At 37.0% G+C, this 26317-nt stretch carries 25 protein-coding genes; 22 read left to right on the top strand and 3 right to left on the bottom strand.

Annotation, left to right across the window (positions count from 1 at the left end):
* The first annotated feature begins 22 nt into the window (after window positions 1-22).
* The 5 genes from IQ10_RS03810 to mscL all read left to right on the top strand — a co-directional run bounded on the left by IQ10_RS03810 (window position 23) and on the right by mscL (window position 5800).
* The gene (locus IQ10_RS03810; RefSeq protein ID WP_144449158.1) at window positions 23-1468 is read left to right on the top strand and encodes a DEAD/DEAH box helicase; all 1446 of its coding nucleotides are present in this window, start codon (window positions 23-25) and stop codon (window positions 1466-1468) included.
* A 183-nt stretch (window positions 1469-1651) separates the two neighbouring features.
* Entirely contained in the window at window positions 1652-2689 is a 1038-nt protein-coding gene (locus IQ10_RS03805) for a YkvI family membrane protein (RefSeq protein ID WP_144449157.1), read from the top strand.
* A 91-nt stretch (window positions 2690-2780) separates the two neighbouring features.
* Window positions 2781-3947 carry an LL-diaminopimelate aminotransferase gene (locus IQ10_RS03800; protein WP_144449156.1) on the top strand — a complete coding sequence of 389 codons (1167 nt, stop codon included), beginning with the start codon at window positions 2781-2783 and terminating at the stop codon, window positions 3945-3947.
* 297 nt (window positions 3948-4244) lie between these two features.
* Window positions 4245-5351: an HD-GYP domain-containing protein gene (locus IQ10_RS03795; protein ID WP_144449155.1), complete on the top strand. Its 1107-nt coding sequence runs from the start codon at window positions 4245-4247 to the stop codon at window positions 5349-5351.
* 62 nt (window positions 5352-5413) lie between these two features.
* Window positions 5414-5800, top strand: a complete 387-nt coding sequence (gene mscL / locus IQ10_RS03790) for a large conductance mechanosensitive channel protein MscL (protein ID WP_144449154.1) — start codon at window positions 5414-5416, stop codon at window positions 5798-5800.
* A 364-nt stretch (window positions 5801-6164) separates the two neighbouring features.
* On the opposite strand, the gene IQ10_RS03785 is transcribed toward mscL, so the two are convergent.
* The gene (locus tag IQ10_RS03785) at window positions 6165-6950 is read right to left on the bottom strand and encodes an alpha/beta fold hydrolase (protein WP_144449153.1); all 786 of its coding nucleotides are present in this window, start codon (window positions 6948-6950) and stop codon (window positions 6165-6167) included.
* Between the two features lie 26 nt (window positions 6951-6976).
* The gene (locus tag IQ10_RS03780; RefSeq protein ID WP_144449152.1) at window positions 6977-7522 is read right to left on the bottom strand and encodes a helix-turn-helix domain-containing protein; all 546 of its coding nucleotides are present in this window, start codon (window positions 7520-7522) and stop codon (window positions 6977-6979) included.
* A 265-nt stretch (window positions 7523-7787) separates the two neighbouring features.
* Here IQ10_RS03780 and IQ10_RS03775 point away from each other — a divergent pair, with 265 nt between their 5' ends.
* The 11 genes from IQ10_RS03775 (at window position 7788) to IQ10_RS03725 (ending at window position 19482) form a co-directional block, all read left to right on the top strand.
* Window positions 7788-8531, top strand: a complete 744-nt coding sequence (locus IQ10_RS03775) for a GTP cyclohydrolase II (protein WP_144449151.1) — start codon at window positions 7788-7790, stop codon at window positions 8529-8531.
* A 45-nt stretch (window positions 8532-8576) separates the two neighbouring features.
* Window positions 8577-9695 (top strand): FAD-dependent monooxygenase, encoded by a 1119-nt coding sequence (locus tag IQ10_RS03770; protein WP_144449150.1) that lies wholly within the window; start codon window positions 8577-8579, stop codon window positions 9693-9695.
* Between the two features lie 121 nt (window positions 9696-9816).
* Window positions 9817-10917 (top strand): PRK06851 family protein, encoded by a 1101-nt coding sequence (locus tag IQ10_RS03765; protein WP_144449149.1) that lies wholly within the window; start codon window positions 9817-9819, stop codon window positions 10915-10917.
* A 198-nt stretch (window positions 10918-11115) separates the two neighbouring features.
* Window positions 11116-12471 carry an aspartate aminotransferase family protein gene (locus tag IQ10_RS03760; RefSeq protein WP_144449148.1) on the top strand — a complete coding sequence of 452 codons (1356 nt, stop codon included), beginning with the start codon at window positions 11116-11118 and terminating at the stop codon, window positions 12469-12471.
* Window positions 12472-12766: 295 nt separating this feature from the next.
* Window positions 12767-13618 (top strand): putative beta-lysine N-acetyltransferase, encoded by an 852-nt coding sequence (gene ablB / locus IQ10_RS03755; protein WP_144449147.1) that lies wholly within the window; start codon window positions 12767-12769, stop codon window positions 13616-13618.
* Between the two features lie 87 nt (window positions 13619-13705).
* Complete coding sequence (gene kamA, locus IQ10_RS03750; protein WP_144449146.1) at window positions 13706-15115, top strand: lysine 2,3-aminomutase; 1410 nt, start codon at window positions 13706-13708, stop codon at window positions 15113-15115.
* A complete protein-coding gene (locus IQ10_RS03745) occupies window positions 15105-15380 on the top strand; it encodes a YokU family protein (RefSeq protein WP_144449145.1) in 276 nt (91 codons plus the stop codon). The genes kamA and IQ10_RS03745 overlap by 11 nt, the downstream gene beginning before the upstream one ends.
* 109 nt (window positions 15381-15489) lie before the next feature.
* Entirely contained in the window at window positions 15490-16857 is a 1368-nt protein-coding gene (locus IQ10_RS03740) for an aspartate aminotransferase family protein (protein WP_144449144.1), read from the top strand.
* On the top strand, window positions 16850-17527 hold the full coding sequence (locus IQ10_RS03735; protein ID WP_144449143.1) for a CoA transferase subunit A: 678 nt from the start codon (window positions 16850-16852) through the stop codon (window positions 17525-17527). The genes IQ10_RS03740 and IQ10_RS03735 overlap by 8 nt, the downstream gene beginning before the upstream one ends.
* Complete coding sequence (locus tag IQ10_RS03730) at window positions 17512-18174, top strand: 3-oxoacid CoA-transferase subunit B (protein ID WP_144449142.1); 663 nt, start codon at window positions 17512-17514, stop codon at window positions 18172-18174. The genes IQ10_RS03735 and IQ10_RS03730 overlap by 16 nt, the downstream gene beginning before the upstream one ends.
* 39 nt (window positions 18175-18213) lie before the next feature.
* A complete protein-coding gene (locus IQ10_RS03725; RefSeq protein WP_144449141.1) occupies window positions 18214-19482 on the top strand; it encodes a peptidase in 1269 nt (422 codons plus the stop codon).
* A 55-nt stretch (window positions 19483-19537) separates the two neighbouring features.
* Here IQ10_RS03725 and IQ10_RS03720 read toward each other — a convergent pair whose 3' ends face one another.
* Window positions 19538-19993, bottom strand: coding sequence for a GlcG/HbpS family heme-binding protein (locus IQ10_RS03720; protein WP_144449140.1), 456 nt, complete (start codon window positions 19991-19993; stop codon window positions 19538-19540).
* A gap of 224 nt (window positions 19994-20217) precedes the next feature.
* Between IQ10_RS03720 and cydD the strand changes: the two genes are divergently transcribed.
* The 6 genes from cydD (at window position 20218) to IQ10_RS03695 (ending at window position 26149) form a co-directional block, all read left to right on the top strand.
* A complete protein-coding gene (gene cydD / locus IQ10_RS03715) occupies window positions 20218-21951 on the top strand; it encodes a thiol reductant ABC exporter subunit CydD (protein ID WP_144449139.1) in 1734 nt (577 codons plus the stop codon).
* A complete protein-coding gene (gene cydC, locus IQ10_RS03710) occupies window positions 21948-23666 on the top strand; it encodes a thiol reductant ABC exporter subunit CydC (protein WP_144449138.1) in 1719 nt (572 codons plus the stop codon). The genes cydD and cydC overlap by 4 nt, the downstream gene beginning before the upstream one ends.
* A 156-nt stretch (window positions 23667-23822) precedes the next feature.
* Entirely contained in the window at window positions 23823-23978 is a 156-nt protein-coding gene (locus tag IQ10_RS17960; protein WP_158639982.1) for a hypothetical protein, read from the top strand.
* Between the two features lie 23 nt (window positions 23979-24001).
* Window positions 24002-24286 carry a CC/Se motif family (seleno)protein gene (locus IQ10_RS03705; protein WP_144449137.1) on the top strand — a complete coding sequence of 95 codons (285 nt, stop codon included), beginning with the start codon at window positions 24002-24004 and terminating at the stop codon, window positions 24284-24286.
* 92 nt (window positions 24287-24378) lie between these two features.
* A complete protein-coding gene (locus IQ10_RS03700) occupies window positions 24379-24870 on the top strand; it encodes a YajQ family cyclic di-GMP-binding protein (RefSeq protein ID WP_144449136.1) in 492 nt (163 codons plus the stop codon).
* A 244-nt stretch (window positions 24871-25114) separates the two neighbouring features.
* The gene (locus IQ10_RS03695) at window positions 25115-26149 is read left to right on the top strand and encodes a LacI family DNA-binding transcriptional regulator (protein WP_144449135.1); all 1035 of its coding nucleotides are present in this window, start codon (window positions 25115-25117) and stop codon (window positions 26147-26149) included.
* Window positions 26150-26317 lie beyond the last annotated feature (168 nt).

Genomic DNA, 26317 nt, shown 5'->3' with positions numbered 1-26317 from the left:
TCGAAATAAATGAGGTTACTACATGAGCAACGGAAGTTTCAAAAATTATCACTTAAGTGAGGACATCGTAAGAGCGCTTGATCATTTACATTATGCCATACCAACAGAAGTACAAAGTAAAGTCATTCCAGTAGCATTGAAAAAGAAAGATCTTGTTGTGAAATCACAAACGGGAAGTGGGAAGACGGCATCTTTTGGGATACCGATTTGTGAGATGATCAAGTGGGAAGAAAACAAGCCTCAAGCGTTAATCCTTACGCCAACGAGGGAACTAGCTGCACAAGTAAGAGATGATATAACGAATATTGGGAGATTTAAACGAATTAAAGCAACGGCCATATTCGGAAAACAATCTTTTGATCGACAAAAATTACAATTAAAGCAGAAAACACATGTCGTCGTGGGCACTCCAGGAAGAGTGTTAGATCATATCGAAAAAGGAACGCTGTCTTTAGATCGTTTAACCTATTTTATCATTGATGAAGCAGATGAAATGCTTAATATGGGGTTCATTGATCAAGTAGAAGCGATTATTCAACAACTACCTACTAATAGAATAACGATGCTATTTTCTGCTACATTGCCAGAAGATGTTGAAGCCCTCTCACATAAATATATGAAAGATCTAATTGAAATCGAAATCAAAATGACAGAGAAAACAAAAAATAAAATTGATCACTCTCTTATAGAAGTAAGTGAAGAAGATAAATTTTCTCTTCTTAAAGATATTACAATCATTGAGAATCCAGATAGTTGTATGATTTTTTGTCGGACACAGGAGCAGGTAGACCAACTGTTTAGACAGTTACATCGTTTGAATTATTCTTGTGATAAAATTCACGGAGGTCTCGTTCAAGAAGATCGATTTGCGGTCATGGATGATTTTAAAAGAGGGAAGTTTCGTTATTTAGTAGCGACAGATGTGGCGGCAAGAGGGATTGATATTGATAATATTACCCTTGTGATCAATTATGATCTACCACTTGAAAAAGAAAGCTATGTCCATCGAACAGGTAGAACTGGACGTGCTGGGAAAACAGGTAAAGCCATCACTTTTATAACGTCAGATGAAGGGAAATTCATACCAGATATAGAGGCATATATAGGCTTTCAAATCCCTAAAATGACTACTCCATCAAAGGTAGAAGTGGCAAGGAGAAAAAACGCTTTTCAAGAAAAAATGAATGTTGAACCTGAAATCAAAAAAGATAAAAGTGAGCAATTAAATAAAGATATTATGAAGCTTTATTTTAATGGTGGAAAGAAAAAGAAGATTCGAGCTGTAGATTTTGTCGGGACGATTGCAAAAATTGAAGGAATAACAGCTGATGATATTGGAATCATTACCATTCAAGACAATGTTTCTTATGTTGAAATATTAAATGGTAAAGGACCAATTGTTTTAAAAACGATGAAGACAACGACAATAAAAGGTAAGCAGTTAAAAGTCCATCAGGCAATAAAATAGAAAGAATGTAAAGCACCTTGGAAAATGTGTGTGTTTAATAATAAGTCATCTAAATGAAAAATCTTATATGAAAAAAGGCGAGCAAAATAAACATGCTCGCCTTTTTTCATACAATCTCTTCTTTTCCGAAACTTGTTTCATATAAATAAGAGAAGTGACTGTTTCTAAAAGAAGGTGTAGTCAATGGGACGAGGCTGGATTCTCTCAATTCAAGTAGCAGCCGTTTATGTTGGAACGGTAGTTGGAGCAGGGTTTGCAACAGGAAGAGAAATTGTAGAGTTTTTCACTCAATATGGGCTTTTTGGTATAGCTGGCATCTCAATAGCTGGATTACTATTTATACTTCTGGGCACAAAAATGATGATTTTATCAAAAAGAATAGACGCAAATTCATATCAAGAACTCACTATTTTTCTCTTTGGCCGTTTTATAGGCAGATTTGTTAATCTATTAATGCTAATCGTTCTACTCGGAATAACATCGGTTATGCTTTCGGGTGCAGGAGCTATTTTTGAAGAACAACTGGGTTTATCAAAGCAGCTAGGAATGATACTAACGATCATATTAACAATATTTGTCATGTTATATGGTATTAAAGGGCTTTTTAGAGTAAATGTCGTAGTTGTTCCAATGTTGATTTTATTTAGTGTAATGATTGCTGCTCAATCATTACATATTCATGAATTTCAATTCATAGTCATCGAAACTCCTCGTACAGTTCATTGGATTGTTTCAGCTTTATCCTATGCAGCTTTTAATCTCACATTAGCAGCAGCTGTTCTAGTTCCTTTAGCAAAAGAAGTGAAAGATGAAGTTGTGTTAATAAGAGGAGGAGTGCTTGGTGGGGCTTTATTAACACTTATTTTATTAACTAGCCACATTTCTCTTTCGACTCTTCCAAATGTTGCGAGTTACGACATACCGATGGCAGAAGTGATGAAAACAACTTTTTTTGCTTTTTATTTCATCTATATCACTGTCATATTCGGAGAGGTGTTTACATCGGTCATAGGCAATTTATTTGGATTAGAAAGACAGTTGTTACAATACGTTAATGTTCCACGAATGGTTATGATTACCCTAATTCTTCTTATTTCTGTCATCATTAGTCAGGTTGGATACAGCTCATTGCTTACTTTTCTCTATCCACTGTTTGGAAAAATCGCATTAGTGGTGCTAGTATTAATGATCATTAAAAAAATACCAAAGGAATTTAGCTAGGTATCAATTGAAAGATTGGACTCCAAAATTACCCTATTATTGATATAATAATAGATAGAAATATTAAGTAATAGCAAAAGGGGTAAATAGTATGGCAATAACGCTTTCTAAGAAAATGAATTCATTTCAAACGAGTATTTTTAACGAGTTAGCTGCTTATAAAAAACAAAAAATTCAAGAAGGTCACAGTATGATCGATTTGAGTATTGGTAGTCCTGATTTACCTCCACCAGATGTGGTGATGGAAGAGCTATCTAATAGTGCAAAAGATCCTTCGCTTTATCGTTATTCTTTGGTTGGAACATCAGAGCTACTTCAAGCGATATCTGGATATTATGATCGGCAATATCATGTTCATCTATCTCCTGAAAATGAGGCTTTAATGCTTATGGGGTCGCAGGACGGGCTTGTCCATTTGCCATTAGTTCTTACTAACCCAGGTGATGTCGTTCTTGTCCCTAATCCTGGCTATACAGCTTATGCTGCTGGTATTGCTTTAGCCGAGGCAACGTCTTATTATATGCCACTTCAAGAAGAGCATGAATTTCTACCAGATCTAGAGCTTATTCCAGAAGATATTCGTAAAAAAGCAAAAATGATGATTTTAAATTTTCCTGGTAACCCTGTACCAGCGTTAGCAACAAAGGATTTCTTTGAAAAGGTCGTTCAATTTGCTAGAAAGTATCATATTGTCGTTCTTCATGATTTTGCTTATTCTGAATTATATTACGAAGAGAAGCCAATAAGTTTTTTAGAAATAGACGGAGCCAAAGAGATTGGGATTGAATTTAATTCACTTTCGAAAAGCTTTAATATGGCAGGTGCGCGCATAGGTTATGTTGTTGGAAATAGTACAGTGATTGAAGGATTGAATCGGTTAAAATCAAATCTTGATTACGGTGTTTTCTTACCAATTCAGAATGCCGCGATTCGCGCTTTAAGTATGTCCTCTAGTTTCAGTGATGATTTGCGGGACATCTATAAGAAGCGAAGAGATATTTTAGTAGATGGGTTACGTAGTCTTGGTTGGAATGTTCATTCACCAAAGGCATCTATGTTTTTATGGGCTAAGGTTCCAACGCCTTTTACGTCTACCGAGTTTGCGTACAAGTTAATGAACGAAGCAGGTATTGTGACAACACCTGGAATTGCATTTGGTACAGAAGGTGAAGGGTATTTACGTATTTCTCTAGCTCAAAGTGAAGAGGTTTTGAAAAACGCTATACATATGTTAAAAGAGAGTGGAGTATTTAAATAGCAAATGAATGAATCAATTGCTTAAAAGCGACCATCTTGAAGATGACAACGAGGTGGGTTTGCAAAAGCATAGAATGACTAAAGGACTGCGTTAGCGCAGTTCTTTTTCTATATAATTCTTTAGTAATGATAAGTGAACTTATTTTTTCTTTCTAATACAAATAATTGAGAAATATGTACTATTTTCTACAAAATTAGAGTTCTTTTGACATGAACAAGGTTTACTTAAGATCATTTTGCAAGTATTCTAAATTAAGACTAAAGGTTTATACGTATTGAAAGAGGAGATCAATAAAGAATGCGATTAATTACGTTAGATAGATGCCAGCCAGGAGTTAAATTAGGAAAATCACTCTATCATGAAAATGGAAGAGTACTTTTGAATCAGGGGACAGAGCTGACAACCAATTTGATCAATAAATTGGAAGAGTATAGTATTTTCACAATATACATAGAGGATGAAGTATCTGAGGGAATTGAAATAGTCGAAGCTATCCCTGAAACATTGCGTGCTGAAGCGGTAAATGTCATTACAGATGGATTGGATACAATTGCTGGTTTAAGTACAGCTAACTCAAATATTCAAGGAATGATGAAATCTGGAAGAGCCATTCGAAGTTTCCAAAAAATCTTTAGAGATATATTGAGTTGTCTTAATGGAAACCAAATGGCGCTTAATTTATTAGCATCAACAAAGATCCATGAAAACTACGTCTATACTCACAGCCTAAATGTAACGATTTATACTTGTCAGTTAGCACTTGAGAATGGATTACCACTTAAAAATATTGAAGAAATTGGATTAGGGGCAATGTTACATGACCTTGGGAAAATGTATATTTCACCTCAAATCTTAAATAAACCAGGAAAGCTAACAAAAGAAGAATTTGAGCAAGTGAAGGCTCATAGTGAATTAGGCTTTGAGCTACTTAGAAAGATTCATGAAATCCCATTACCTGTAGCTCATTGTGCGCTTCAACATCATGAAAGAATCGATGGGACAGGTTATCCAAGAGGGTTAAAGGATGAAGAAATTCATAAATATGCAAAAATAATAAGTGTAGCGGATGTATTTGATGCAGTTACTACTCATAGAGTCTACAGATCGTCAATGCTACCACATAAAGGTCTAGAGTTACTTTATGCTGGTAGTGGAACACAATTCGAAAGCAAACAGGTAGAGTTGTTTAGTAATTGTATAGCGATCTATCCTCAAGGGTTGACTGTTAAATTGAATGATGGAAGAACAGGAATCGTCTCTCAATATAATTTTAACGCAGTCGGAAGACCAGTGATAAGGATTTTTAGTGACGAAGAGCAGCAAGAAATATCACCTTACGAAATTGATTTATCAGCAAATGAACATTTAACAGTGGAAATTGTCGAGGCCGATGCATTGTTATAAGGATATTTGATTTGTTCTTTTCACATGTAGTATGATTTTCTTATCGTATGGGGGGATTAGACATGTTAAAAGAATTTAAAGAATTTGCTATGAGAGGCAATGTATTTGATTTAGCAATTGCCGTCGTTTTAGGGACGGCATTTAATCAAATCGTATCGTCTCTAGTTGAGGACATGATCATGCCATTAGTCGGGTTAATCATCGGTGGTATTGATTTTGGAAGTTTGCAAATCGTATTCGGGGATGCTGTCATTCATTACGGCGTATTTATACAATCAATCGTTGATTTTGTACTCATTGCCTTCTCTATATTTTTATTTATTAAGTTATTCAATAAGTTCAAAAGAAAAGAAGAGAAAAAAGAAGAAGTGAAAGCACCAGCTTTAACGAAAGAAGAAGTATTGTTAACGGAAATTCGGGATTTATTAAAAACTCAATCTAAAAGTTAATAATTATTACTTAGAGGGCTACAATAGGTGGCTCTTTTTTTGTATGAAGTCTAAGAAATAGCAACAAAAGATTACAGCTTTCGTATGACGTTTTCTTAGCGGTTTTTTGCAATAAATATCTTCGTTTTTAATTTAAAAAGAATAATCATTAAAGACAGTGGGGAGTAGAAGGATCCATTGCTTGGGGTTGCTGCACCTGTAGATTACTACCATACATTATTGGATTTGCTGGATAATTATGCATCATCATTTCTTCCTACTTCAGCTCTTAGGCATTTGTGAATAAATTTATATACGAATATAAACAAAAAGGCTAAGAGAAAATCCTTAGCCTGAATTTTGATATAAAGTTTTTTCTGCAAATCTAAGCAATATCCTTATCTTTTCTATTTACAAGACGAGATAAAAATCGTTCATACTCTTTAAGAAATAAAGCACTTTGATTTAGATTCACAAGATGACCTGCATCAGGTATTTCTACATAGTTTACATGTGGGATGATTTCTTTTAGATCATACGTACAAGTGCGATATAAAGAATCATATTCGCCGCTAATCCAAAGTAAAGGTTTTTTATATGTCTTTAACACTGCCTTTAAATCAAAGTGAAGTCTGATTTTAAGCGATTGCTTGATAATAGATGGATGAAGAAGAGCACCGTATGTTAAGAAAATGTCTTTTGATTTTTCATTGTAAGGGTTCGGCATTTCTTTTGTGTTTGGCTTGACCCTTTCAGCATACTTCTTTAGCCATGTGGGGTAGTCGTTTATTGGCTCTTGGAAAGATTGCGTAAATTGATCGAATAAGAAGGAAAGATTATTATAATGTCCGCCGATATTACAAATGCTTATCACCTTATCAGGATATTTTTCTGCAAATGCATGAGCAATATAACACCCAAAGCTTAAGGCGCATATATGAGCCTTTTTGATTTGCTCTGATTCATATACTTTGTACAGTTGACTGACTAAGTTTTCAATCGTAAAGACAACCTCTTCCCCGAGATCAGAACCATGCCCCAAATAATCATATGAGATCGTTTTATATTTCTCACTTAATTGCTTCACTTCCATTTTGAAAACATGTTGATTCCCAACCAACCCATGTAAAAATATGATCGGTTCTCCGTTGCCAAAACTGGTTATGTTCATCATTAAAAACCTTTCTTTTGATTTCTCTATAAGTCGGTATCCTCTGATTCTGAATAAACCGCAATTAAAATAACAGCAGGTTCATCTCCAATGTTTTTCACGAAATGAGGGACACTGGCATTCCAACTAAAGGAGTCTCCCTCTTCTAATATCATTGACTCTTCACATTGCTCAGCAAGAATGGTTCCTTTCACAATGACATGACATTCTTCTCCTTCATGAGAATGTGGTTCAAGTCCTGTTGAAGCCCCTGGAGCAAGCTCAACGTTCATTACTCGTAATCCATCTTTTGATATTAAATTTTCCACCTTCATATTTCGATCCGTATAGGTAGTGTATGTTCGTTCGTTTTTTCTAACCACTTGCATCCGATCGTTCTTCTTTAATAAAAGGTAAGGTAAAGGTATATTTAGGAAATTAGAAATCGTTTCTAATGTACTAATTGAAGGGGAAGTGTTGTTATTTTCTACATTACTAATAAACCCTTTAGAGAGGCCTGTACCTTCACTCATTTGGGCAATTGTTATTTTTTTTCTTTTTCGTATTGAACGAATTGTAGAACCTATATCCATTTTTGTCACCTCGAAATATTCTTTATAGAAAACTTATTTTCATAATAACAAAAATTTTATTGACCTACAATGTCGAATTTGTTACTCTTTAAATAACTTTTTATCATATAGAAAATATTTAAAGCTGGTTTTTTATTCTAAGAAAAATTTGTTAGTTTCTAGTTTGACAGAATTAAATATTTTTTTTGCTCAAACAAATGAAATGATTTTATTTTTATATAGAGTTAGAATTGTGCCCATTGATTAGAAGAGGGAGAGAAGACAAATGGATGTACAAGTGAAGCAGATTCTTAAACAAAAAATAGACATTATTAAGCAACAAGGCAGTCCTGATCTTGCGCTTGTTGGTCCAATTAAACTACCAGTAAAGCTTGGAGAACAAGAGATAACATTTAAATGGTATACATGGTTAAACCTTAAGGATTTACCATCTGATAAAGAAGAATTGTTAGAAGCTTTGCCTGAAGCGAATCTTGCTTCACTGCAGCAATCATCGGTTTTAGTTTATGGTGATTTTGCAGAATCTGATCATTCGTTAATCAGATTTCATAGTATTTGTCATACTGGCGATATATTTGGAAGTAAGCGATGCGATTGTGGTTTTCAATTACATCAATCAATGAAGATGATTGCAGAACATGGTAGTGGCGCGCTCTTTTATCTAGCTGATCATGAAGGTCGTGGAATCGGGCTTTTTTCAAAATCGTTAGCGTATCTTTTGCAGCAAGAGGGCTTAGATACAGTAGAAGCTAACCATAGCTTAGGTTTTGAAGATGATATGCGCTCATATGAAGAAGCGATTCGAGTTCTAAAATCATTACGGACGAAGCCAGTTAGTCTAATCACGAATAACCCAAGAAAACTAGCTTCCATACGTAATTATGGTATCGATGCCGATATTCATGTTCCATTATGGGGAGATATATCAGATCATAATAAAAAATATTTACAAACAAAAATCAATAAGTCAGGGCATTTGTACGACGCTGCAACAGCTATTATTAGTTAAACAGAGTGATAGGTGAAAAGTAAGGAATAAGAGAAGGTGGAGTAGATGAATTTACAAACGGATGTTTGTATTGTCGGCGGTGGTCCTGCAGGTGCTTTCCTTGGCTATATCCTTGCCCAAAAGGGAATTTCAACTGTCATCATTGAGCGAGCTACACTAACAGGAAGGAAATTTAGGGGAGAACATATCAATGCTGAAACGGAAAGCCTGTTAAAGAATTATAGGTTATTTGAAAAAATTGCAGAACAAGGGATTCTGAAAATGGAGAAGGTGGAGTTTTTTAACGGGAACGTGGTTGTAAAAACCATTACACCTACATCTGATCAAGGACATGTGGGGATTCATGTTCCCCAAGCTCATTTATTAAATACACTTGTTTCTGAATCAGAACACCATGAGCATTATCATTTTCTATTAAATACAACGGTCACGGAATTACTTCGTGATAAAAAAGGTTGCTATATAGGTGTGAAAGCTAAAAAAGATGGAAAAGAGATTATCGTGAATAGTTCTGTAATCGTCGGGGCAGATGGTCGTTATTCTACAGTGAGAAAGCTTGCTAACATACCTGTCACAATTACGAAGCATGGTTATGATGTATTGTGGACGAAAATTCCAGCTCCACAAGGGTGGGAGCCAACGACACGAATGGCATTAGTTAATGGTCATCAGCTTGCATTATTTACACAAGCTGGCGGGTTTATTCAAATTGGTTGGAATATTGACGAAGGTTCATTCTCGTCATTAACTAAGAATTCATTAAAGCCATTTCTCGAACCTCTTTTGGAAAGCTTTCCACAACTGAGAGAGATCGCTTTGCAGTACCTTCAATCATGGAAAGACTTTGTTTGTTTAAAAGTAGAAAGCTCTCGTTTAAAAACATGGGTACAAGATGGATTAGTCATGATTGGTGATGCAGCGCATACTATGACCCCGACTGGTGCGATTGGTATTAATTCAGCGATGAAAGACGCTCATGTATTAGCAAATGTGCTCGTTAACGCCATTTTAGGAAAGAACACGACAGCAGAGCGCCTAAAAGAATTTGAAGAGTTGAGACGAGATGAAATTGAAAAACAACAGGAACAACAGATTACACAAGAGACTTCATTTTGGAAAAATTATCTTCAAGCTTCAAGCGATCAATTGGCAGCAACATGTTGAATAAACGCTCACTTCTAATTTATTAAGAAGTGAGCGTTTTTTTGAATATATTGAAAATAGGCATTCACCCTTGTAAGAAAGTCTACATATGTTTTAGGAAAAGGAATGAAAGGGTGGTTTCATGAAAGGGAAGGTGCGCAACTATTATGCAGGAGGAAATACAGCGAAAGGTTTTTATAATCTGTATGATTCTGCATTAGAAGGTTTGGAGCGTCTTTTTATTTTAAAAGGAGGACCTGGAACTGGAAAGTCATCGTTAATGAAATCAATTGGTGAGAAAATGGAAGGTAAAGGCCTCGATATTGAGTATTTACACTGTTCATCTGATAATAACTCAATTGACGGTATGATCATTCCTGAATTTCAAATTGGGATTGTTGATGGGACAGCACCTCATGTCATTGAACCCAAAGCACCTGGTGTAATCGAAGAATATGTAAATCTAGGGATAGCATGGAATTCAGAAAAGCTTTCTCATTATAAAGAAGAGATTCTTAGACTTAATGAGACCATTTCTGCCACATTTGAGAGAGCTTATGACACATTTGCGGCTGCGTTAAGAGCGCACGATGATATCGAGGATATTTATATAAGCAATATGGATTTTGAAGAAGCCAATAGATTGACCGCAGAAATGATTTCTTTTTTTTACAATGATGATTCTCTTGATAAAAAGGCTGTTGTGAAACACCGTTTTCTAGGTGCAGCAACGCCTAATGGTGCTGTAGATTTTATTCAAAATCTAACCGAGGATCTAAATAAACGTTACTTTCTAAAGGGAAGAGCAGGAACGGGTAAGTCGACAATGTTGAAAAAGATTGCAGCTGAAGGAGAAGAAAGAGGTTTTGATGTAGAAGTGTACCATTGTGGCTTTGATCCACATAGTCTAGATATGGTCATTGTGCGAGAGAAAAATATCGCCATTTTTGATAGTACAGCACCTCATGAGTATTTCCCTGTACGAGAAACAGATGAAATCGTTGATATTTATGAAAGATGCGTGACCCCAGGAACAGATGAGACATTTGCTGAAGATATTGAACGAACAACCAGTGCTTATAAAGATAAAATGAAAGAGGCTATTTCGTATTTGAAAGAAGCAAAAGGCCTGCGTGATCAATTAGAAGCCTATTATATTGGAGCGATGGATTTTGCAAAGGTTGATCAAATCAAGCAAAGTTTGTTAGAAGAGATTGAAAAGTTGATCGTCAAGCCAAGTTAAGTTTAGAAAAGTTGTTGCCTCTTTTTGGCGGCTAACCCGACTCAAGCCGAGTTGGGTTTTTATATGTAAACCTGTTTATTGATTAGTCATATACCTTAAATTGTGCCACATATAATAATAGAAGAATAATAAATAATGGATAATTGGATAGGCACGTAGTAATTATGCAAATAAGAAAGCTTAAGTAGGAGGGGTCATGTGACACATACCGAGCAACAACACGAAGCTTTTGAAAAAGATGAAAAGTATATTTGGCATTCTATGAAGCCGTATAACCCTCAAGGAACAATGGTAGTGGCAAGTGGTAAGGGTGCTTGGATTACAGATATCGACGGAAATCATTATTTGGATGGCATGTCAGGTCTTTGGTGTGTAAATGTCGGATATGGAAGAACAGAATTGGCAGAGGCTGCATATGAGCAGTTAAAAGAGATGGCTTATTATCCGCTTACGCACAGTCATCTTCCTGCCATTCATTTAGGTGAAAAATTAAATGAACTACTAGGCGATGAGTATGTCATCTTTTTCTCAAATAGTGGTTCTGAAGCTAATGAAACAGCTTTTAAAATAGCTAGACAATATCATCAACAAAAGGGAGAACATCAACGACATAAGTTCATTTCCAGGTACAGGGCTTATCATGGCAATTCATTTGGCGCATTATCAGCTACAGGTCAAGCGCAAAGAAAGCATAAATATGAGCCTCTTGCGCCTGGTTTTATTCAAGTTGCCCCACCAGATTCTTACCGTCGGCCAGAAGATCATGATGTACCAACAAGACAGTTAGACTCAGTTCAAGAGATTGAACGTGTGATGACATGGGAATTAAGTGAGACAATTGCTGGTGTGATCATGGAACCGATTATTACAGGTGGCGGTATTCTTATTCCTCCTGATGGCTATTTGAAGGCAGTGAAAGAAATTTGCGAGGAACATGGTGCACTTCTTATAGTAGATGAAGTCATTTGTGGTTTTGGCAGAACAGGTAAGCCGTTCGGTTTTATGCATTACGGAGTGAAGCCAGACATTATTACAATGGCGAAAGGAATTACCAGTGCTTATCTACCTCTATCTGCCACGGCTGTACGAAGGGACATTTATGAAGCGTTTAAAGGTACTGAAGAATATGATTATTTCCGTCATGTCAATACATTTGGTGGAAGTCCAGCGTCTTGTGCACTAGCATTAAAAAACATTGAGATTATGGAGAAAGAAAAATTGTTTAATCGTTCTCTCGACGTCGGTTCCCAATTACTAAGTGAACTACAAGAACAGTTGCAACAGCATCCATATATAGGTGACGTCCGTGGAAAAGGTCTACTAATTGGAATTGAACTCGTGAAAAATAAGGAGACAAAAGAGCCCATTGAGGTAAGTATTTTAAATAAAATCATCGCCAATTGTAAAGAAAAAGGATTGATCATTGGGAAGAACGGTGCAACAGTTGCTGGCTTTAACAATATATTGACATTGGCACCACCACTATGCCTTGAAGAAACAGATTTAAATTTTATTGTAAAAACAATTGGTGAAGTGATAGAAAACGTCCAGTGATACGTGGAAAAGTACTTGTGAGTTAATAAGCACGTACTTTTTGTATAAAACTTTGCTTGATCGCTGTGATAGGTGAGGAAATTTTGCTAAAGGCGCTCGCGTCCACGTCCGTAAAATCAATGTATCTTCGCTAAATTCACCCACGTCGAGTGGATAACGCCAAGTACCTGCATCCTGTAGGCAAGTACCCACGGTCACGAGAGAAAGAAACTTTGCTAAAGGCCAACGTCAAGTACTCACGTCACGTGGGCACATTTTCTTAATTGCAAAATATACTAAGGAGAGGAGTGAAGAGATGAATTTTGGTTATGAAGCAAAAACAATTAAACAGCCCGAATTTGAAGCTCAACTCTTTTTTGATTATTCGAACGAACGTCTTCTTGTTAATGATTTTAGTGGAAATATCGATGATTTGTTACGTGCTATTAATAAATATGTCGAGAAATATTCTTTTACGAAAATCATTATTAAAACTAGGCCACAACATTGGCAGGAATTATTATCAAAAGGACTTGAATTAGAAGCTATTTTTAAAAGTTATTTTAATGGAATAGATTGCTATGCGATGGTCTTTTATAAAGAGACCAAACGTCGAACTAGTCATTACTGGGTGCAGGAAAATGACATTTTGATATCTATTTTAGAAAAAGATAGGCAGTCATTTTTGACTACGCCTCCATCTACTTATCATTTTAGAAGAGCAACCAAAGAGGATGTAGTCCAGCTTTCCTCACTTTACGATCATATTTTCAAACTATATCCAACACCGATGAACCAGCCTGAATATATTCATTATCAAATGAACAGTGGCAACATTTTTTATCTCGTTGAACACAATAAGCAAATTGTAAGTGCAGCCTCAGCTGATATAAATAAAACGTTTAACCATGCAGAATTAACGGATTGCGCGACATTGCCAGAGCATAGAAAGTACGGTTTAATGAAGAAAATTCTAAGCTTTCTAGAAGCTGACTTAAAACAGCAAGGAATTACATGTGTCTTTTCAATTGCAAGGGCACTTTCGTACGGGATGAATGCTGCTCTTTATCAGCTAGGCTATGAGTACGGAGGGAGAATGATAAATAATTGTTATATTTTTGACAAAATGGAGGATATGAATGTATGGACAAAAGATTTACCCGTATGAATGAGTAGGAAGATCTCTATAAAATTAAACTTCTCCCTCTTTTTGAACCTGTAACACTTAGAAATATTGACAGAAAGGGGAATTCATATGTTACATGACTTGTATAAACCAAAGCGTCACTGGAAAGACATTGAGTTATGGAAAGATGTACCCGAGGAAAAGTGGAATGATTGGATTTGGCAGCTTACCAATACCATTCGCACACTTGATGATTTAAAAAAAGTGATAAACCTTACTCCTGACGAGGAAGAAGGAGTAAAAATTTCCACAAAAACGATTCCACTTAACATTACCCCTTACTACGCATCATTAATGAATCCAGATGATGAACGCTGTCCGATCCGCATGCAGTCAGTTCCTATAGGAAAAGAAATCCAGAAAACCAAATATGATCTGGAAGACCCACTTGATGAAGATGAAGATTCTCCAGTTCCTGGCTTAACCCACCGTTACCCTGATCGTGTCTTGTTCCTTGTAACGAATCAATGTTCGATGTATTGCCGTTACTGTACACGCCGACGTTTCTCAGGACAAATTGGAATGGGTGTTCCCAAAAAACAATTAGATGGAGCAATAAACTATATCCGCCAGGCGACTGACGTACGCGATGTATTAATTTCAGGTGGCGATGGCTTATTAATTAATGACAACATTCTTGAATATATATTAAAAAACTTACGAGACATTCCTCATGTAGAAATTATTCGCATTGGTACACGAGCTCCCGTTGTCTTTCCACAACGAATTACAGAAAATCTTTGTACGATCTTAAAAAAATATCATCCAGTCTGGCTAAATACCCATTTTAATACGTCGATTGAAATTACAGAAGAAGCAAAACGTGCCTGTGAGATGCTGATCGATGCTGGTGTTCCAGTAGGGAATCAATCTGTCATATTAGCAGGGATTAACGACAGTGTTGCGATCACGAAGAAGTTAATGCATGATTTAGTCAAAATTCGTGTTAGACCTTATTATATTTATCAATGTGATTTATCAGAAGGGATTGGTCATTTCCGTGCCCCTGTATCAAAAGGATTAGAAATTATTGAGGGATTACGGGGGCATACTTCTGGCTATGCAGTACCCACTTATGTAATCGATGCTCCTGGTGGAGGCGGGAAAATCGCCTTACAACCGAATTATGTTCTTTCACATAGTCCAGAAAAAATAGTTCTTCGTAACTTTGAAGGAGTGATTACGACCTATCCTGAACCAGAACATTATATTTCAGGGCGTGCCGACGATTATTTTAAAGATATATATCCTAATTATGATAGTGAAAATTCCAAGAATGGCGTAGCGTCGTTATTAAATAGTGAACAATCTAATCTCATTCCTGAGTCGCTGTTACGCTACAGTCGAAGAGCTAACTTTAAAAGTGATCCTGCACACGCAACTTTAAAGGATAAGAGGGAACAGCGAGATCAATTAAAAGAAAAGAAATTTAAAGCCCAATTGAAACAATTTGAACAGGAGGGCAAAAATGAGGTGTGAATGGTGCGGGGAACAAGGTGCTAAAGAAGTGTCTAGTACTGTCTATTGGGAGCTGCCTGATGGATCAAGAGCGATTGAAATAAAAGAAACGCCAGGAGTGAAATGTGATTTGTGCGGAATGGAATATCAAGCGGAGAATACGATCCAAAGCCTTGAGGATCAACTTCTACTTATTGACACATTAAAAATTGGAAGTAGTACAACGTTTAAAATTCTGATGAAGCAACCGCGGCTCTTAAAGCGGAATTATTTTAGGTATGATTAGCATAACGAAAAGGAAAGCTGTTGTCATATTGAAGGCAGTTTTCCTTATTTCATAGGCTCTTGATCCAATAAGGAAGATTCATAACATGGCTTCCAAGGAGGCTTTAAAGGTGAAACGATCATTATTAATCAAACCGAATATGGATGATCATTATCCAACTGTTAGCCATGGGCAAGGTATATATATTTTCGATAATAAAGGGAAGAAATATTTAGATGGATCGTCAGGGGCAGTTGTGGCTAGCATTGGCCACGCTGTTCCTGAAATTATGAACTCAATGACAGAACAAGCCCAGCATATTTCATTTGTTTATCGCTCTCAATTTACTTCTGCTCCTGCTGAAAAGCTTGCTGACAAACTAAATAAGCTCGTTCATGCAAATCAAGACTATTATTCTTTTTTTGTGAATAGTGGTTCAGAGGCTACCGAAACAGCTATGAAAACGGCCATTCAACATTGGCAGGAAAAAGGGTTCTCAACAAAAAATAAAATCCTCTCACGCTGGTCCAGCTATCACGGTATCACATTAGGAGCTCTTTCTCTATCTGGACATGTTGAAAGACGAAAACGGTTCATCCCATTATTAGAACAATACCCAAGTGTCTCGGCGCCGTATTGTTATCGTTGTCCATTTCAGCAAACATACCCAAGTTGTCAATTAATGTGTGCAAATGAACTAGATACGGTCATTCGTCGAATTGGATCTGAACATATCGCTGCTTTTATGGCAGAACCGATTGTTGGTGCTGCAGGAGCTGTGATCATTCCACCAACTAGCTATTATGAAAAAATAAAAGAGATCTGTGATCATCATCACATTTTATTTATTACAGATGAAGTGATGACTGGTCTTGGGCGAACGGGGAAAATGTTTGGGATCGACCATTGGGGAGTGAAACCCGATATAATCGCGCTCGGGAAAGGAATGAGTGCAGGTTATACACCAATAGCCGCAACGCTTGCAAGTGAAAGCGTAATGGAACCCATTTTACAAGGATCAAAATCGATTATGAGTGGACACACATACAGTGCAAATCCACAATCTGCAGCAGTAGCTTTGGAAGTCCTTAACTATATTGAAAAACATCAGCTAGTGAAAAAATCAGCGAAACATGGCGAATATTTATTACAAAAACTTAAACAGATTCAATTTAAATATCAAATGGTTGGAGACGTTCGTGGAAAAGGATTAATGATTGGTGTTGAATTTGTCGCTGATAAAACGACAAAGGTTCCTTTTACTAAAAATGTCGGAGTAACAAAACTTGTTATTGATACGGCAATGGAAAAAGGTCTTCTCGTTTACCCAGCAGCTGCAGGGAGTAATGGGGGTGACGGAGATGCTGTAATGATTGCACCTCCGCTTGTCATTACGAGAGATGAAATCGATCATCTTGTTACCTTGTTTGAAGAAACGATACAAGACGTGCAAGGTCAATTAATTCCTCAGAACCGAGGTGAGAAGGACGATGAATAAAGTCGGTACTTTAGATGAGGCACTGATGCACATTCATAATGGCTGCGTATTAATGTGTGGGGGATTTGGTGGAATCGGAAATCCTCCGACACTTATAAAAGGTATGATTAAAAAAGATATTAGAGATTTAACGTTAATAGCGAATGATACAGCATTTCCTACTATCGGGATTGGTAAAGTAGTCAGTCAAGGTCGGGTAAAGAAGTTAATTACTTCACATATTGGCTCTAATCCTGTCGCTGGAAAGTTGATGGTGGAAGGGAAAATGGATGTCGAGTTTTCACCGCAAGGGACATTAGCTGAACGTATTCGTGCAGGTGGAGTTGGTCTTGGGGGCATCTTAGTTGATGTCGGAATTGGTTCGATGGTTGAGGAAGGGAAAGAAAAAGTATATGTGAAGGGTGAAGAATATGTAATCGAAACAGCTTTAACGGCTGATGTTTCGATTGTACATGCAAAAAAAGCGGATACGTTTGGAAATCTTATTTATGATACAAGTGCTCGTAACACGAATCCGTTAGTAGCGATGGCAGGAAAAATTACGATTGCAGAGGTCGAGGAAATTGTCCCAGTCGGGCAGCTTGATCCTAATGCGATTGTTACACCAGGTGTTTTTGTTAATATGGTGATTCAGAGTGAAGGAGTGGACTGGAAATGGGCTTGGGAATAGATGTGCGAAACCGAATGGCAAGAAGAGCAGCCAAAGAAATAAAGGATGGAATGATCGTCAATCTTGGCATTGGTATTCCTTCTTTAGTTTCTAATCATCTTTCTCGAGATCATAATGTCATGTTCCATTCAGAAAATGGAGTTTTAGGTATGGGGGCATCACCTGAAAAAGGAAAAGAGAACCCTATGTTGTGTAATGCAGCTGGATATCCTGTCACGATTGTACCTGGTGCATCTTATTTTGATAGTACAACCGCTTTTAGCATCATTCGGGCAGGGCTCTTAGATATTACCATTTTAGGAGGGCTAGAAGTCAGTGAAAAAGGTGATTTAGCGAACTGGATTATACCAGGTAAAAGAGTACCTGGTATTGGTGGGGCGATGGAGCTTGCAAGAAAAGCGAAAAGGGTGATTGTTCTTTTGAGCCATTTGAACAAAAACGGAGAACCTAAAATTGTACCAACCTGTACCCTTCCTCTTACTGCAGAAAGGTGTGTAAATATGATCATAACAGATATGGCTATTATTGAAGTAACGGAGGGAGGGTTAATTTTAACAGAAGTCATGGCTCCATTTACTGTTGAAGAGGTGATCGAAAAAACAGGAGCAAAACTCTTAATATCTGAAAACGTGGAAACTGTTTATTAGTAAGAACATTGCATGCTAATGTAGAGGAGGGAAGAGGCGATGGAAGGTTTACAAGAGCGGATTAAGCAATGGCTTTCTACTAACCGTGAATATGGTATCTCCCTATTACAACAATTGGTTCAGGTAGCTAGTACGCAAGGCAATGAAGCTCAAGCCCAACACATTGTTATTAAAGCATTACATGATATCGGTCTTATTGTGGATAGTTGGCAGCCAGAAGGAGAGCAATTAATTAATCATCCATATTTTGCTTCGTCTCGACATGATTTTAAGGGGAGCTCGAATGTTGTGGGGGTTTTACGTGGAGCTGGTGGAGGACGGTCAATTATTTTGAATGGGCATATTGATGTCGTCCCAGCTGGAGATCGAACGCAGTGGCAAGATGATCCTTTTAGTGGGAAAGTAGTCGACGGAAAGATGTATGGGCGTGGTGTAACAGATATGAAGGGTGGAAATGTCGCTTTACTAATGGCGATAAAAGCGCTGCAAGAAATCGGAATCCGACTTAAAGGAGATGTGATTTTTCAAAGTGTGATAGAAGAAGAGAGTGGGGGATCTGGTACACTAGCAGCGATACTCAGAGGATACCAGGCTGATGCAGCGATTATTCCTGAGCCAACAAATTTGAAGATTTTTCCTAAGCAGCAAGGATCACAATGGTTTAAAATTCATGTCAAAGGTAGAGCGGCACATGGCGGCACACGTTATGAAGGTGTTAGTGCAATTGAAAAAAGTTATTTAGTCATTGAGCATATTAGAAAACTTGAGGAAATAAGGAATGAAAGAATGATAGATCCTCTTTATCGAAATATTCCAATTCCGATCCCAATAAACATTGGAAAAATAACAGGAGGAGACTGGCCATCCTCCGTTGCAGACTTAGTCACAATGGAAGGAAGAATGGGAATATCCCCTGATGAAACCATCGAAGAGGCAAAAGTCGAAATGGAAAATTGGTTAAAAAATCTAAAGAATGTTGATCCATGGTTTCAAGATCATCCTCATATACTTGAGTGGTACGGGGCACGATGGCTTCCAGGATCGATTGATGTAGAGCATGATTTAATGAAGATCCTTACAAAGAGCTATCGGACTGTTTTAAAGGATGATCCAGTGATTGAAGCCTCGCCATGGGGAACAGACGGGGGGCTACTCACAACTGTCGGCGAAACACCATCGATTGTATTTGGTCCTGGAGTAACGAAAATGGCTCACTTTCCAAATGAGTATATCGAGATTGATAAGATGATAGAAGCAGCAGAAATTATTGCGTTGACGTTAGTTGAATGGTGTGGCTTAAAGGAGTAAATAATGTAGAGGAGTCTCAACTTTCCTATGAAAAGGGAGTCTTCTCTACCCATTTTTAATAGTAATAAGCTTGATGTGGAAATGGTTGGACGTTGAATCCGTATAAATGTTCAAATGCTTGAACAGCCGCTTTTGCGACTTTTACATCGTTGATAATTGTACTGCCACTAACACCTACAGCTCCCACAACGTTTCCATTTTGTCTAAGAGGAATACCACCGCCCAACACAACGACACGTCCTTGATTTGTTGTATTAATACCAAATAATTCTCCGGTTGGCAGGGCTATTTTAGCTAAGGCTGATGTCGGCATTTGCAATGAAACAGCTGTCCAAGCCTTATTTTGAGCAATATCAATGCTAGCAAGCCAGGCACCGTCCATTCTAGTTAAAGCAACTAAATTACCTCCTTCATCAACGATAGAAATAACTTGAGAAACACCGAGAGTCTTTGCTTTATATTCTGCCGCTTCAATTAATTGTTTCGCAATGCTTAATGTTATTTTTACCATTTTATTTCTCTCCTTTAAATCTCTTACTTTATTTTCGATACTCTTCACAGTCATCATATGAATCAGAAAAGGGAAAGGTTTAAAAGATATTTAATTAGAGAAATGTCATAAAACAGTCAATCTCAAAACGAGTATTTTTTTGATAAATCGTTTATAATTATGTGAAGTGTTTCACTAACTTATGGTTTCGACTATCGCTATTTTAGGTTGGGAGCTAATCACAAATGAAAGAATTAAAAAAGATTGCAAACGAACATAAAGCTACGAAACGATTTCTTTATTTTTCAGGAATAATGACTGGCGCGATCATTATCGGCCAAGCTTATTTCTTTGTGACGATTGTCGATCGTGTCTTCTTAAAGGGGCACACGTTGGCGGAGATTATTCCATATTTAATTGGGTTATTGCTTGTTCTTTTTGCAAGAGCTCTATTTACGTATTTAAATGGGCGTGCAGGAGTGAAAATGGCATCAAAGGTCAAGAGGGATTTTCGTATCGCCTTGTTAACGAAATTTTCACGTAATCCCGTACAAGCATCATTAACAGGGCAATCAGGTCAAAAAGTAAGTGTGATGATGGACGCTGTCGATGAGATTGATAGTTATTTTAGCAAATATATTCCTCAGATGATCCAAACATCGATCGTCCCAATAATGATTCTTATAGCTGTTTTTACACAACATGTATATACGGGCTTGATTATGTTGGTCACTGCCCCCTTCATCCCGTTATTTATGATCATTTTCGGGGAGAAAACAAAAAAGAAATCAGAAGAGCAGCTTGAGAAGCTAACAGCCTTTTCTGGGCGTTTCCTCGATACATTACAGGGACTTACAACACTTAAATTATTCGGACGTGCTAAGCAGCAAAAAGAATCCATTCATAGCAGTAGTATCGGATTTCGTGAAGCAACGATGGAAGTATTAAAGATAGCTTTTCTATCTTCATTAATGCTCGAGTTTATTTCAATGCTGAGTATTGGGTTAATTGCTCTTGAAGTAGGGCTACGTCTTGTTGTTTTCCAAAGTGTGACATTTTTTGCGGCTTTCTTCGTCCTTGTTCTTGCACCTGAATTCTATTTATCTTTGAAAGAATTAGGAAGTGCATTTCATACTGGTCGAGGTAGTATGGCAGCAGCTAAAAAAGTGACAGAGGAATTAGAGGAAACAGAAAAAGCGGTTGAGTGGGGAGAAGCAAGTTTAGCTTCAACAACAACTCCACCAACAATTTTATTACGTCATACAGGATTTCGATACAGAGAAGATGGTTTTGCTTTGAAAAATATTCATGCGGATATTCGACCATATAAGCAAATCGCGATTGTTGGACGTAGTGGGGCAGGAAAAACGACACTGTTGCACCTTATTGCAGGTCTAGTTCCGCCAACGGAAGGAGAACTAATCGTCGATGGTCGTCCATTGTCTGATTACAAAGAAAACGATTGGTTTAATCAATTGAGTTATATCTCGCAACAGCCTTATCTTTTTTCAGGAACTATTGCAGAAAATATTGCAATTGGGGGAAAAGCAGACGCTAGCCGTGAAGAAATTGAAGAAGCGGCAAAAAAAGCTGGAATTATTGATATGATTCAATCATTAGAAAACGGATTTGACACAGTTATTGGGGAAGCAGGGAGAGGTCTATCTGGAGGAGAAAAGCAGCGGATTGCAATAGCAAGAGCGTTTCTAAAACGACCATCTGTGATTCTTTTTGATGAACCGACAACTGGACTTGATCTTTATACAGAACAGATTTTGCAAGCATCAATGAAAGAGTTATCCAAGTCCTCAACTGTGATCACTGTTGCACACCGTCTGCATACAATCAAAAAAGCTGATAAGATTATGTTCTTAGAAAACGGGGAGATGGTTGCACAAGGTACTCACGCGGAATTGATTGAATCGGTTCCAGAATATCGTAATATGGTGACTGTTCAGCAAGGAGGCGATGCGTCATGAAAGATCTAGTTACTGTGATTAAGCTAATGATGGTCGAAAAAAAGGATATTCTTATTTCCATCATTTTAGGTTTTCTAACGGGAATAGCGGCAGTCGGTCTCTTTGCTTCAAGCGGCTACTTGATTTCAAAAGGGGCCCTGATGCCTCCTTTATATGCGTTAACAGTGATGATTGCGTTATTAAAGACTTTTAGTATCGTAAGAGCTGTAAGTCGTTACGGGGAACGTTATTTTTCCCATAGAGCAACATTCACCATTTTAAGCAATTTACGTGTTTCCTTTTTTGAAAAACTCGAGCCATTAGCGCCGAATATTTTTCAAAAGTATCGTAGCGGAGACTTACTTGCGCGGATAGTTGGGGATGTAGAAAGCTTGCAACATTTTTTCCTAAGAGTCTATTATCCACCGATTGTCCTTGTGATCGTCTTTCTAAGTACGATCGCCTTTACTTCCTTTTTTTCTATGTATATTGCGCTCGTCTTACTTGTCGGGCTTATTTTGACAGGGTTTATCATTCCTGCATGGTTTGCACTAAGCCAAAGAAAAATCGAGAGCAAAGTAAGAGAAGGAAGAGGCGCATTATCAACAGAAGTGACCGAGTTTTTATACGGTTATCGTGATTTGAAGATTTATCAAAAGATCGAAGTAAAAGAAAAACAGTTAATGCAATCCTCTGATTCGTATATAAAAGAACAAGAGCGAGAAGGTATTCAGGCGATGTTTAATTTTTCAATGAACACAGCAGTTTCACTCATCGTTTCTTGGTTTGTTCTTGCATTAGGAGCTTATTTAGTAATTGGTGATCAACTAGACGGATTATTTTTAGCGATGCTCGTCATGATTTCACTGACTGTATTTGAAAATGCCACACCAATGGCGATTTTACCAGGACATTTTGAAGATAGCAGAAGAGCGGCGACACGTCTTTATTCTGTTGTTCGTGAAGAAGGAGAATTGGTTAAAGAAGAACCATCTTTAACCATACCAGATGGAAAGTCTTTTTCAATAGAAATGAAAGATGTCACGTTTTCTTTTCCAAATGAGAGTAGATTAACATTAAAAGAGATTTCATTGAATTTACCAGCTGGATCAAAAGCAGCGATAGTCGGACCTAGTGGTTCAAGCAAATCGACATTGTTACAGCTTCTGTTAAAGATTCAATTAGCTGATCAAGGCGAGATTCGTTTAGCTAGAATGTCCACCGACGATATTGCTAAAGAAAGCATTTGGACAGAAACAAATGTCATCTTACAGGAAAATCACTTTTTCTATGGAACGATTCGGGAAAACCTGCTTTTAGCAAAAGATGAACTAACGGATGAAGAAATGAAAGAGGCTTTGATGAAAGTGAAGCTTGAGAGATTTTCTCTAGATGATCAAGTATTGGAAAAAGGTGAAAATCTTTCAGGCGGGGAAAAGCAACGTTTAGCGATTGCGCGTGCGATGCTAAAAGGCTCACATGTATGGTTGATGGATGAGCCGACATCATCAGTGGACGCCTTAACAGAACAATTTATCTTCGGACATCTTTTCGAACAAGCGAAAGATGATACTGTTATCCTCGTTAGTCATCGCTTAACAGGTTTAGAGAGGATGGATCAAATTATTGTTATGGAAAATGGAGAGATTATTGAATCAGGCACGTTTGATGAACTTATAGAGAAAAAGGGCTACTTCTTTGAAATGAAGCAAATTGAAAAAAGTGTGCTTATGTAATTAATAGACAGAATCAATACGCATTTAGTGCGTCATTGGTTCTGTTTTTTTATTTGCGTATGCTGCTTACAATAAGCATAATACATAATAATGACAATAAATTATGATAAAATGATACCCATAGAAGATACATATCAAAAAAGGAATGATACCTAGATGAAGAAAACACCGATCTGGAAAAAATGGTGGCTATGGCTTGCTATTGTACTATTTATCGGTATTAATCTATTGATCACAAACGATAGAAAAGAGCAAGATCAAACTCCAGCTGATCAAGTTAATATCACAGATAGTAATATTTCAACCCATTAATCTATGTTAAGAAAGGAGTGAAAATGGCATTGGATATTGAATTAAATGATAACGTTAAAAAGTGGATTGAATCAAAGGGAAGTCATTTAACAGTTGAAGCGGTGTCAATGAATGCCTGCTGTGGTGGGTATGAGGAATTTATGACTTCACCAAAAAAACCAAACAAACCACAAAACTTTAATGAGTTTAAAATTGATAATATCTCTGTTCATGTACATAGAAATATCCTCTTAAAAGATAAAATCACTCTTGAGCTTTCAGGTTTTAGTTTTTTTAAATCCATTTCAGCGAAAACGACAATGTTATGATTTTGGTCTGTTAAAGTGAATGTTGGTGTCATCTCTTGAATTAGTAAAAGGCTTTTTCTATAATAAAAGAAACGATAAGTTGGAGGTATATAATGGCAAAAGAAAGTTCATTTGATATTGTTTCAAAGGTTGATTTTTCAGAAGTTACAAACGCTGTGACAATGGCAACAAAGGAAATCCAAACTCGTTATGACTTTAAAGGCAGCAAGAGCAGCTTAACTCTTGATAAAGAAGAAATCGTGTTAGTCTCTGATGATGAATACAAGCTAGAGCAATTAAAAGATGTATTACTCAGCAAACTAATTAAACGCGATGTATCAATCAAAAGCCTTGATTACGGAAAGATTGAAGGTGCCTCAGGTGGAACCGTTCGTCAACGTGCCAAGTTAATTCAAGGAATTGATAAAGAATCAGCGAAAAAAATCAATACGATCATTAAAAATAGTGGTGTAAAAGTGAAAAGTCAAATCCAAGATGATCAAGTTCGTGTCACTGGTAAAAATCGAGACGATTTACAAGCGATCATTGCAGCGATTCGCGGTGCGGATTTGTCGATTGATGTGCAATTTATTAATTATCGTTAATTGAACGAGACATTTTTCTTTAATAAGTAGCCAGTGTGTTTCAGGACACACTGGCTTATTAGAATTGTTTACATCTTTTTAAAAAAGAAAAGAGACATAGCTCGGGATAAAAGTTAGACTAATTTTATAAATAATAGTAAATTAATAATTAATGAATAATTCTTGCTTCATATATAATGCAAACGTGTGTCTAAAAAACATATAACCATTCAAAAATAACGAAGCATACAGGAGGTGGATACCGATGGCGGCCACGATAAAAGATGTTGCTAAGATGGCGAATGTAGCACCGTCCACGGTATCTCGTGTGATCGCTAATAGCTCTCGTATTAGCGAAAAAACAAAAGAACGTGTTAGGGAAGCGATGAATGAGTTAGGTTATCATCCTAATTTTAATGCAAGAAGTCTTGCGAATAAGAGCACGAAAACAATTGGAATTATTATGCCGAACTCTGCTAAAATCGCTTTTCAAAATCCTTTTTTTCCAGAGGTTATTCGTGGGATAAGTATGAAGGCTTATCAAGAAGGATATGGTCTTTATTTATCGACAGGACAAACAGAAGACGAAATTCTTCAAGAAGTGAAGAATATGGTCTACGGAGGTCGTGTAGATGGAATTTTACTGCTTTATTCTCGAATCAACGATAAAATCATGCCATTTTTAATTGAAGAGGGCTTTCCGTTTGTTCTAATCGGCAGACCATATAAGATAGATGAAGACCGAGTTACCTTTGTTAATAATGATAACTTTAAAGCTGCAAAAACAGTTACAGAGTATCTGCTATTACTAGGACATGAACGAATCGGTTTTATTGGTGGTCATTTAGATTATGTGGTGACAATTGACCATATGAAAGGGTACGAGCAAGCGTTAACCAACGTTAATATTCCAATACGTGAAGAATTTATTGTGCATCATGAGGAAGTAAAAGAGGGTGGACAAAACGCGATTATTGAGCTCATGTCGCTTGTGAACCGCCCGACGGCTCTTGTAGTCTCTGATGATATTATGACATTTGGTGTATTGAGAATGCTTGCGGATATGGGTGTTCAAGTTCCGCATGACATGTCTATTGTTAGCTTTAATAATGTGATGATTTCTGAATTATCGTCTCCACCAATGAGTACAGTAGATATTCATATTTATGATTTAGGATTTGAAGCAACTGATTGCTTAATAAATAAGATTCATCATCCGACTTCTGGTGAAAGAAAGATAATCATCCCACACAGATTCATTAAAAGACAAACATGTAATAAGCAAGAAGAACGTGTGTGATTTAATCCATTTAAAGTTGAGAATTTCATTCATATTGTAAATCGAGTGTGAAATCGTAGTGATTTTTTCACTCGATTTTTTCGGTTATAGTTGCATGTCCACCATTTTTGTAAACTGATTAGGCAGGATGGTTGTCTATGACTAGAGAATACAATGAGGAAAAGTCTA

This window comes from Halalkalibacter nanhaiisediminis (genome assembly GCF_007830185.1).
In the GTDB taxonomy this organism is placed as follows: domain Bacteria; phylum Bacillota; class Bacilli; order Bacillales; family Bacillaceae_D; genus Halalkalibacter; species Halalkalibacter nanhaiisediminis.
This window is presented reverse-complemented; position numbering and strand designations above follow the sequence as displayed.